General features: G+C 67.0%; 7 protein-coding genes and 3 tRNA genes. 1 reads left to right on the top strand and 9 read right to left on the bottom strand.

The window, feature by feature from the left end:
• Positions 1–28: 28 nt before the first annotated feature.
• From VI238_RS09785 to VI238_RS09775, 3 genes are all read right to left on the bottom strand, one after another.
• A tRNA-Gly gene (locus tag VI238_RS09785) sits at positions 29–102 on the bottom strand.
• Between the two features lie 273 nt (positions 103–375).
• Positions 376–461: transfer RNA gene (locus VI238_RS09780), tRNA-Tyr, on the bottom strand.
• 100 nt (positions 462–561) lie between these two features.
• Positions 562–1053: an acyl-CoA thioesterase gene (locus tag VI238_RS09775; RefSeq protein ID WP_331650850.1), complete on the bottom strand. Its 492-nt coding sequence runs from the start codon at positions 1051–1053 to the stop codon at positions 562–564.
• A gap of 118 nt (positions 1054–1171) precedes the next feature.
• Between VI238_RS09775 and VI238_RS09770 the strand changes: the two genes are divergently transcribed.
• Positions 1172–2248: a hypothetical protein gene (locus tag VI238_RS09770; RefSeq protein WP_331650848.1), complete on the top strand. Its 1077-nt coding sequence runs from the start codon at positions 1172–1174 to the stop codon at positions 2246–2248.
• A 218-nt stretch (positions 2249–2466) separates the two neighbouring features.
• Here the strand turns inward: VI238_RS09770 and VI238_RS09765 are convergent, their stop codons facing one another.
• The 6 genes from VI238_RS09765 to VI238_RS09740 form a co-directional block, all read right to left on the bottom strand.
• Complete coding sequence (locus VI238_RS09765; RefSeq protein WP_331650846.1) at positions 2467–3003, bottom strand: DUF1579 family protein; 537 nt, start codon at positions 3001–3003, stop codon at positions 2467–2469.
• Between the two features lie 124 nt (positions 3004–3127).
• A complete protein-coding gene (gene ychF / locus VI238_RS09760) occupies positions 3128–4219 on the bottom strand; it encodes a redox-regulated ATPase YchF (RefSeq protein ID WP_331650844.1) in 1092 nt (363 codons plus the stop codon).
• Positions 4220–4311: 92 nt separating this feature from the next.
• A complete protein-coding gene (gene pth / locus VI238_RS09755; protein WP_331650842.1) occupies positions 4312–4899 on the bottom strand; it encodes an aminoacyl-tRNA hydrolase in 588 nt (195 codons plus the stop codon).
• Between the two features lie 57 nt (positions 4900–4956).
• On the bottom strand, positions 4957–5637 hold the full coding sequence (locus tag VI238_RS09750) for a 50S ribosomal protein L25/general stress protein Ctc (protein WP_331650840.1): 681 nt from the start codon (positions 5635–5637) through the stop codon (positions 4957–4959).
• Positions 5638–5789: 152 nt separating this feature from the next.
• Positions 5790–6746 (bottom strand): ribose-phosphate diphosphokinase, encoded by a 957-nt coding sequence (locus tag VI238_RS09745; RefSeq protein ID WP_331650838.1) that lies wholly within the window; start codon positions 6744–6746, stop codon positions 5790–5792.
• Between the two features lie 96 nt (positions 6747–6842).
• Positions 6843–6917: transfer RNA gene (locus VI238_RS09740), tRNA-Gln, on the bottom strand.
• Positions 6918–7079 lie beyond the last annotated feature (162 nt).

Here is a 7079-nt window from a genome sequence, read left to right as displayed (position 1 = left end):
CTGCTTCGAAAATCTGGAGCGCCATCAATGGAGCGGGAGACGGGAATCGAACCCGCGCTAGTAGCTTGGAAGGCTACAGTTCTACCATTGAACTACTCCCGCGCCGGACGAACCTGCTTGGGTGTTGCACCGGCTGCATCAAGCCGCCGGGTATCGTTGTCGAACCGGTCGTTCGTCGGTGGCTCGAACCCACCTCCTTGCGACCGCTTCACACTCGATGTTGGTGGAGGGAGGTGGATGACTCCGGGCATCCTGCCCTCCGCCCCTCCGGGGCCAGCCCTTCGGGCTGTTCAAATCCGCTCCTGCGGATTTGTCGAACCGGTCGTTCGTCGGTGGTTCGAACCCACCTCCTTGCAACCGCTTCGCACTCGATATTGGTGGAGGGAGGTGGATTCGAACCACCGAAGGCGTAAGCCAGCAGATTTACAGTCTGCCCCCGTTGGCCGCTTGGGTATCCCTCCGCTCACGGAGCCGCGCATTTTCCTTGCATGAGGCTGCCACTGTCAAGGCGCGGAACACATCGCCCTCGGTCCCGCCGCCGGTCGATCGCGGACCGGCCGTTCAGCGTGCGAGCGCCCCGCGAAAGCTCGAAACTTCGGCTTCCATCGATTTCGACAGCGCGATCAGGCGCTCGGCATAGTCGGCCAGCCGCTTGTCCTCTTCGTTGGTCGGCTCCCAATGCGGCACCGGCGTAGGCCGTCCGTCGGGCGCGTCGAGCGCGACGAAGATGATCACGCAGCTCGTCGCGACGCGCTCCGCCGCGGTCTTGAGGTCGCGCGCGACCACGTCGACGGCGAAATGCATGCTCGAGGTGCCGGTATGGATGAGCTTGCAGCGCACGGTCACGAGGTCGCCGATGAGGATCGGCTGCACGAACTGGATGCCGCCGACCGCGACGGTCACGCAGTATTGGCCGCTCCAGCCGACCGCGGCCGCGTAGCCGGCTTGGTCGATCCACTTCATGACCATGCCGCCGTGCACCTTGCCGCCGAAATTGACGTCGCCCGGCTCGGTCAGGAACCGGAATTCGACTTCGCGCTGGGTCCCGGGCATGGCTGGCTCCTCATGGGTCGCCTAGGGTAGCGCCCCGACCCTCGCTTGTGTGACCGCCATCGCGCCCGCGTCGCACGGCTGGGCCTAAGCTGGTCGCGTCGCAACGCAGGGGATGACGATGCGTACCACGGTCAGTCTGGGGCTCGCCCTGGCCTTCGCCGGCAATGCCGGCGCAGCTGAAGTCACGATCAAGAACGACTCCCTCACGGATTTTGGCAGTGCCGCGATCGTCTGGGGCTTCGTGACCGGTGAGATGGCCGGCTCGTGGCTGACGAGCCCGTGCGACGGCAACCTCGTCGCCGTTCAGATCTTCTGGCGCTCCCCGAGCGGCGTCAGCGCCGACGTCATCGGCAACGCGATCCATATCTACCGCAGCGGGACCTTTCCGGCGCCGGGTGACGAAGCCCAGACCATCGGCGGCCCGGTGCTGCAGGACAATGCGCTGAACGAGTGGCGTTACCTCGACGACAACAACACCCTGCCGCTCATCGTGCCGGTCACGATGAGCGAAACGGTGGTGGTCGCCTTCGAGTTTCCCGCACCGCCGGAAGCCGGCGTCGATCCCAGCGTCGTGCGCGACACCGACGGCAACACCTCGGGGCGGAATACGATCTACGCCGACGTCGGCGGTTCGTTCGCCTGGTTCGACAGCGCCACCCTCGGCGTCAACGGCGACTGGGTCATCCGCGCCGTCGTCAACTGCACGACCATGTCGACCGATGCCGACGTCTCCGTGTCGATGACCGCGACGCCGACGGCCTACACCGCGGGCGATGCGCTGCAGTACACGATCGTCGTCGCCAACGCCGGCCCCGCGTCCTCGCCGAACACGACGCTGGTCGACACGTTCCCGGCCGCGTTCCAGGCCCCGACCTGGACCTGCGCGAGCAGTGGCGGCGCGACCTGCCCCGCGGGAAGCAGCGGCAACATCATCGGCTCGAGTTCGCTGCCCGCGGGCGGCCAGATCACGTTCACCGTCGACGGCAGCGTCGCGCCCGGAACGACCGGCACGCTGAGCAACTCGATGACCGCAGTGGTCAACGCGCCCGCGACCGATCCGAGCGGCACGAACAATACCGCCAGCCTCGACCTCGAGGTGGCCGCCAGCGACGTGATTTTCGCGAACGGCTTCGACGGCGCCGCGATCATCCTGCGTCCCGTCGCGGCCCGAGCGACCGGCCGACCTCCACGCTAGGAAAGACCTCGCACGTCCGCCCCTTCTTCCCGCGAAGGCGGGCCGGCGCGGAGCGCGCGGCCGCAAGGGGACGGCGCGGCGAGTCATCCGATCCTGGCTCGCCTTGAATGGCTTCGAAGGGTGCTCGACACGCGTCGCGGCCCTTACCTCCGGGCCGGCTACGCCGTGTGCCCGCCAGGGCCCGCCGTCGCGGGAACGACGACGGACCCGAAGGCGCCCTAGCGCACGGCGCGGCGAGTGAACGTGATCTTGCCGAGCGGTACTTCCTTGCCGCTCTTCGGCCCGATCGCGGTCATCGTCAGTACGCGCGTGTCGCCGCGGAATTCCTCGGTCATGCGGTATTTCGCCGGCGGATACGGATCGGGCTGGCGCAGTTCCGAGGTCCACGTCATCGTCTTCGACGCGGCATCCCACGCGCCTTCGTCGAGGCGGATGTAGTCCGTGTTGCTGTCGACCCATATGCCGACGTAGCGTTGCTTCTTCGGGTCGTAGCCCCAGGTGCCGTGGCCGCCGTATTTCGCATTGACTTCGAAGTCGTTGCGGATCCAGCGCTGGCCGGTCACGAACGTGTTCGTCTGCACGCCGGTCGCGTGCGTCGGCGCGTCACCGGGCTTCGCCGGCGGGAACTCGATCGCCGCGTCCCAGACGCCCTCTTCCATCTTCAGCACGGCGAGTTCGGGCCGCGCGACGGCCGCGTCATCCGCGGCCTTCGCACCGACCGCAACCAGCAACAAGACGACAACAGCGATACGCATGGTTCCTCCGTCAGGGCGCCGCCAAGGCGGCTGTCCTCGAAGGAAAACGTGGGCGCGGGCTGGAACCTATCAGCGCAACGGGCAACGGGCCGCTCGAGGCCGAGCGGGCGCTGTCCCGTGCGCCTCACACGTTGAAGCGGAAGTGCAGCACGTCGCCTTCCTGCACGACGTACTCCTTGCCCTCGAGGCGCAGGCGGCCTGCATCGCGCGCGCCGGCTTCGCCCTTGAACTTGATGTAGTCGTCGTAGGCGATCGTTTCGGCGCGGATGAAACCGCGCTCGAAATCGGTGTGGATCACGCCGGCGGCCTGCGGTGCGGTCGCGCCCTTCTTCACCTGCCACGCGCGCACTTCCTTCTCGCCCGCGGTGAAATAGGTCTGCAGGCCGAGCAGCTTGTAACCGGCGCGGATCACGCGATTGAGCCCGGGTTCGTCGAGGCCGAGGTCCTTCAGGAACTCGTCGCGGTCGGCATCCTCGAGCTGCGCCATCTCCTCTTCGATCGCGGCGCACACGGGCACGACCTCTGCGCCTTCGGCCGCCGCGCGCTCGCGCACGCGGTCGAGGTGCGGGTTGTTCTCGAAACCGTCCTCGCGCACGTTCGCGATGTACATCAGCGGCTTGAGCGTGAGCAGGAACAGGTCGCGCACGAGCGCGCGCTCCTCCGCATCGAGGCCGAGGCTGCGCGCGACCCGGCCTTCGTTGAGCCCCGCGGCAAGCTTCTGCAGGACGGGCCGCTTCGCGAGCGCTTCCTTGTCGTTCGCCTTTGCCGCGCGTTCCACGCGGTTGAGCGCCTTGTCGACCGACTCGAGGTCGGCCAGCGCGAGCTCCGTGTCGATCGTCTCGATATCGGCGATCGGGTCGACCTTGTTGGCGACGTGCACGATGTCCGGATGCTCGAAGCAGCGCACGACGTGCGCGATCGCGTCGACTTCGCGGATATGCGCGAGGAACTTGTTGCCGAGGCCTTCGCCCTTCGATGCGCCCGCGACGAGGCCTGCGATGTCGACGAACTCGATCGAGGTCGGAATGACCTTCAGCGGCTTGGCGATCCCCGCGAGCGCCGCGAGGCGCGGATCGGGCACGGGCACGACGCCGACGTTCGGCTCGATCGTGCAGAACGGAAAGTTCGCCGCCGCGATGCCGGCCTTCGTCAGCGCGTTGAACAGGGTCGACTTGCCGACGTTCGGCAGGCCGACGATGCCGCATTTGATGCCCATGAGGCGAAATTCCGTGATTGGTGATTCGTGATTGGAGATTCGCGGAGCAGGCGCCGTCGACGCGGGCGTCGCCTTGAATCACCAATCACCAATCACGAATCCTTGCTGTGGGTGTGCAACTTCTTCATCGCCGCCTCGAACTCGCCGGCGACCGCGAGGGGCAGCACGTCGAGCGCGCTCGCGATCGCGTCGAGCATGAGGTCCTCGTCGACCTTCGACGGCCGACTCAGCACCCAGCCGCTGACGCGATCCTTGTGGCCCGGATGGCCGATGCCGATGCGCAGCCGATGGAACTTGCCGTGCCCGATGTGCGCGACGAGATCGCGCAAACCGTTCTGCCCGCCGTGCCCGCCGTCGAACTTCAGGCGTGCGGTACCCGGCGGCAGATCGAGGTCGTCGTGCACGACGAGCATCTGATCCGGCTCGATTTTCCAGTAGCGCAACGCGGCGCCGACCGACGCACCGCTCGCGTTCATGAACGTGACCGGCTTGAGCAGCCATACCGGCGCGCCATCGATCGCAACCTTGGCCGTCTCGCCGCGCAGCTTCGACTCCATGCCGAAGCGCGCCGGCTCGCGCTGTGCGAGCGCGTCGACGAACCAGAACCCGGCGTTGTGCCGGGTCCGCAAGTGTTCGGCGCCCGGATTGCCGAGGCCGACGATGAGGCGCAGGCCGGCCATGCGGCGAAACGCGCGATCGCTGCCCGCGCATCGTGCGCAGGCAGCGATACGCGGTCCTTACTTCTTCTCGTCCTTCTTCGCCGGTGCCTTGGCCGGAGCCGCCGCCGGAGCCGCAGCCGCGGCTTCGCCTTCGGCCGGCGCCGCTTCGACTTCTTCCTTGACTTCCTTGGCGATGACGATGGCGTTGTCGTGTTCCTTGCCGAGGCGCAGCTCGGGGATCTCGACGCCCTTGGGCAGCTTGAGATCGGACAGGTGCACGATATCGCCGGTCTTCAGCTCGGCCAGGTCGACCTCGATGTACTCCGGCAGGTCCTTCGGCAGGCACGAAACCTCGACTTCGTTGAGTTCGTGCGTGATGACCACGCCCGACGCCTTGCCGGCCGGCGAGGATTCCTGGTTCAGGAAGTGCAGCGGAACGCGCAGGCGGATCGCCTCGTTCTCGTTGATGCGCTGGAAGTCGAGGTGCAGCACGAGCTGCTTGAACGGGTGACGCTGCATGTCGCGCAGCAGCACCTTCTGCACGTCGCCGCCGAGGCTGAGGTCGAGGATCGACGAGTAGAACCACTCGTTCTGGCTCGCGTGCCAGACGTCCTTGTGCTGGATCTGGATGCTGACCGGCTTGAGCTCCCCGCCGCCGTAGACGATCGCCGGGACGAAACCAGCGCGACGCAGGCGGCGGCTCGCACCCTTGCCCTCATCGTTGCGCTTTTCGACATTGATGGTGTGTGTGGTTGCCATTTCGATGTTGCCTTCTCTGGAATTGGGCGCCTCGCGGCGCCCAGGGCTCTCCCGCGACCAGGAGAGGGTTCAGGGCCGGGGGGCCTGGGGCCGGGGGCTGCAAGCGGTGTCGCGCTCTTGTGCCCTCTGCCCTTTGCCCTCGGCCCTCTGAATCAGTCCACGTACAGCGAACTCACCGATTCGCCGTACGCGATGCGGCGGATCGTCTCCGCGAGCAGTTCCGCGACCGACAGCTGGCGGATGCGGTTGCACGCCTTCGCCGCATCCGACAACGGAATCGTGTCGGTGACGACGAGCTCGTCCAGCGCCGACCCTTCGATGTTGCGGATCGCCGGACCCGACAGCACCGGGTGCGTGCAGTACGCGACGACCTTGCGCGCGCCGTTCTTCTTCAGCGCGGCGGCTGCCGCGCACAGGGTGCCCGCGGTATCGACGATGTCGTCGACGAGCACGCACACCTTGTCCTTGACCTCGCCGATGATGTTCATGACGGTCGCCTCGTTCGCACGCGGGCGGCGCTTGTCGATGATCGCGAGATCCGCATCGTCGAGGCGCTTGGCGAGCGCACGCGCGCGGACCACGCCGCCGACGTCCGGCGACACCACGATCAGGTTGTCCGACGCGTAGTAACGCCAGATGTCGGCGAGCAGCACCGGCGACGCGTACACGTTGTCGAGCGGGATGTCGAAGAAGCCCTGGATCTGGTCCGCGTGAAGGTCGACCGTGAGGACACGGTCCGTGCCGACCACGCCGATCATCTGAGCTGCGAGCTTCGCCGTGATCGGTACGCGCGCGGAACGCGGCCGGCGATCCTGCCGCGCATAACCGAGGTAAGGTATCACCGCGGTCACGCTCGCCGCCGAAGCGCGCTTGAGCGCGTCGACGAGCGCGAGCAGTTCCATGAAGTTGTCGGCGCTCGGCGCGCACGTCGGCTGCACGACGAAGACTTCCTGGCGCCGCACGTTCTCCTCGATCTCGACTTGCACCTCGCCGTCGCTGAAGCGACCGACGAGGGCCTTGCCGATCGGAACACCAAGCTCGGTGCAGATCGAGGTCGCGAGGCTTCGATTCGCGTTGCCGGCGAAGACCAGCAGGCCGGACGTATCCATGTTGGGATCCACGAGTCTGCTCCGTTGCGCCGTTCCGGCGAACCACACCCTGTCGGGCCCTGCATCCGCTCAGCCCCCCGCGCGCACGACGCGGATTGGCTGGGGCGGCAGGATTCGAACCTGCGAATGCCGGGATCAAAACCCGGTGCCTTACCGCTTGGCGACGCCCCACTATGAGCAGTCCGGGCATCCTGCCCGGCCTGCATGAAAACGGTCGCAGCGCAGCTGCGCCACGTTTTCCACGCCGCGTCGCTTCCGCGACGCGCGGGCGGTGCGTCCTGCACCGCAAAATCCCTGTCGTCCGGGCATCCTGCCCGGCCTGCATGAAAACGG

This window comes from Dokdonella sp. (genome assembly GCF_036518555.1).
Classification (GTDB): Bacteria; Pseudomonadota; Gammaproteobacteria; order Xanthomonadales; family Rhodanobacteraceae; genus Dokdonella_A.
The sequence above is the reverse complement of the archived record's forward strand: the minus strand, read 5'-3'. Positions and strand labels throughout refer to the sequence as shown.